The 2506-nt window shown below is 51.1% G+C and carries 2 protein-coding genes; both read right to left on the bottom strand.

What is annotated here, in order from left to right; all coding sequences use genetic code 11:
• Positions 1-566: 566 nt before the first annotated feature.
• Positions 567-1496 carry a metallophosphatase gene (locus QZP87_RS07745; protein WP_291322347.1) on the bottom strand — a complete coding sequence of 310 codons (930 nt, stop codon included), beginning with the start codon at positions 1494-1496 and terminating at the stop codon, positions 567-569.
• Positions 1493-2191, bottom strand: coding sequence for a 5'-nucleotidase (locus tag QZP87_RS07740; RefSeq protein ID WP_291322346.1), 699 nt, complete (start codon positions 2189-2191; stop codon positions 1493-1495). The genes QZP87_RS07745 and QZP87_RS07740 overlap by 4 nt, the downstream gene beginning before the upstream one ends.
• Between the last annotated feature and the right edge of the window lie 315 nt (positions 2192-2506).

The following is a 2506-nucleotide window of genomic DNA, read 5'->3' as shown; positions in this document are numbered from 1 at the left end:
GCCTTTTCCTTGCGGGTTCTTATTCCCGCAAGGAAAAAACATGCTTCTTCAATCTCTTTTATCTGTGTCAATCTGTGTGATCTGTGGGCTAAAAACTCTTTTCTTATCTGGGTTGCGGGCAGAGCCCGCGTTAGAAAAATTAATGCCGGGAGAGCCAGTCCCCGTGCTCAACGCGTCCTGCAAGGGTTAACCGGATGATGCCCAAACCGGCCCGGGGACAGTCCCCGCGTCACCTTTTCTCCACACAAACACAAAAATTACAGACGCGTAGTTTTATGAAGCTGCAAGCTAGAAAAATATTGTAAAGCAAGCCTTTTGCAGGTAAAGATTAATACAAATCTTGCTGGATGATACTTTACTGCTGCCCGCTGCAAAGCCAAATCCTTCGGCAGCACACAGGCATTCAGGGAGGCAGGGCGGAAACTGTACCTCAGTAACAATTCAGCCATTTGCATGTGGCATGGGGACTGGCTATCCCCGCACTTATTTTTATAACCTGTCAATCATCCTTCAGAAAAATAAGTGCGGGGGTGCCTGTCCCCTGCTTTCCTAAAAATTCTTCATTCTCAGGGATGATTTTCCAGAATCATTCGACTCACTTCGGCCCTGAATTCTTCCAGCATCTCCTGTATCCGTGCATCGGGCTCCACCAGGCCTAAGGCCTCGTCCGCCGATATCAGCTTGGCCTCAATGACTGGTTTTCCTTTGCTCAGGTCAATTTCCACCTTCCCCAGATAGTTGCCGTATTCATGGGCCTGTACGATAAGGGTGCCGCAGACCTTTCTGCCCTGTTTGAGCATGGTGTGACTGTGTCCGTCAACAAAAAGATGGATGCCTTCCACCTGCCGGGCGATTTTCTCTGAATCACTGATGCCGATATGACCCAGGGCCACAACAAGATCCGTTTTATATTCCTCTCGAAGCAGGGTTGAATACTTTTCCGCGGCCTGCAAAACTTCCCCGAACCTGATGCCCTCGATGTTTTTCGGATGAGTGGAATACAGGGTTTCAGGGGTGACAAGTCCGAATATGCCAACCCTGAAGTCTCCGATTGTTTTTATCACATAAGGATCAAAAAGGAGCTCCCCGTTATTGAATACGTTGGCGGCTACAAGACTGAACTGCATGAAGTCTGCTTCAAGCTCAAGGAGTCTTTCCCAGCCGAAGTTGAAATCGTGGTTGCCTGGAACCATGACCTCGTACCCGGCAGCGTTCATGGATGCAACTGCACTCTTGCCCTTGAGCCCGTCAGTAATCGGCCTTCCGTGGATAGTGTCGCCGGCATCCAGAAGGAGAACATGTTCATGGCGTGAGCCATAATATTTATTCAGTGCGGCTATGTAGGGCATTCCCAGCCGGTTTTCGCCGGTCTCAATACGACCGTGGAGGTCATTGGTGTGCAGGATGATCAGCCGTTCATGGGCCTGGACGGCCTGGACCGGCCAGATAAAGACGATCAGTACAAGCAGTGCCTGGACCCGTTTACTGATTTTCATCTGTTTGACTCCTGTTCATGCGGAGAGCAGCGGTTATCGGGCTTTACTGCAATACGGCCTTCTACCATGGGAAAAACAGGGCTGAATTCCTGGAGGTACCTGATGAACATGAGCTGGTCCGTCATGTCGGCCTTTTTTGCCTGCACGGCATCTTTGAGCATGGAGTAACCGTCACCTCCCGAAGCAAGGAAACCGTTGGTAGCCAGTGAATAGGTCATTTCCGGATCAATGGGCAGCCCACAAAAAATTATGTCGGTCACTCTCTCCCCCACAGGGGCTGCAGGGTCAATATAAAACCTGAACCCGCTTACTTGCGGGAACCTTCCGTCCACTTCACCATAATTGCCCACCCCGTATTCCAGGATTTCAAACATGTCGGACCCGCTTACTTCAAGAATGACCACTTCGTTGTCAAAGGCCAGAATCTCCATGGCCTGCTCCAGGGTGATCTCCCCTGTTCGTGCACCCGATCTGATCCCTCCGCCATTGTACAAAGCCATGTCCGCTCCGGTGAAATATCTTATTGCGTCGCAGACCAGGTTGCCCAGGTTTGTCTCCTGGGTCCTCACGTGCTCCCTTTCACCGTTTAAGGCTATGCCGGTTTTGCCGATGACCGTATCCAGGGCCGGGGCCTGGGAAGCGGACAGGATGCAGAGCAGCAACCCCAGACTCAAAACACAAAACTTGCTTTTCATTGATTCTCACCTCCTGGACATACTCAAGGACCTATCTGCCAGGCAGTTCAGTACCGCTATTCAGGTCCTTACGGTGCGTCAGCCCGGACTGATTCCATGCCGCCAAGGCAACTCCTGTTATTTCCGCAAATGTTCGGTGAGTTGTTGACCTCATGCTGAAATGCCAAACTTCTTGACAGCTTCCTCAGCGGCCAGGCCCAGAAAGCCTGGTATGTGCTCCCTTTCTGACTCCACCAGGATATCTATTTACCAACGCCTAAAATACAAGTCAATCAGCCCTGTGTGCGGAGCACCTGTGTGAAGCCTGAAGGCTTC

The sequence above is a fragment of the Desulfonatronospira sp. genome (genome assembly GCA_003563255.1).
Taxonomy (GTDB): Bacteria; Desulfobacterota; Desulfovibrionia; order Desulfovibrionales; family Desulfonatronovibrionaceae; genus Desulfonatronospira.
This window is presented reverse-complemented; position numbering and strand designations above follow the sequence as displayed.

Bases quoted from the DNA above. Each gene is read 5' to 3' on its own strand.
- QZP87_RS07745 (WP_291322347.1), bottom strand. From the start codon at position 1,496: ATGAAAATCAGTAAACGGGTCCAGGCACTGCTTGTACTGATCGTCTTT.
- QZP87_RS07740 (WP_291322346.1), bottom strand. From the start codon at position 2,191: ATGAAAAGCAAGTTTTGTGTTTTGAGTCTGGGGTTGCTGCTCTGCATC.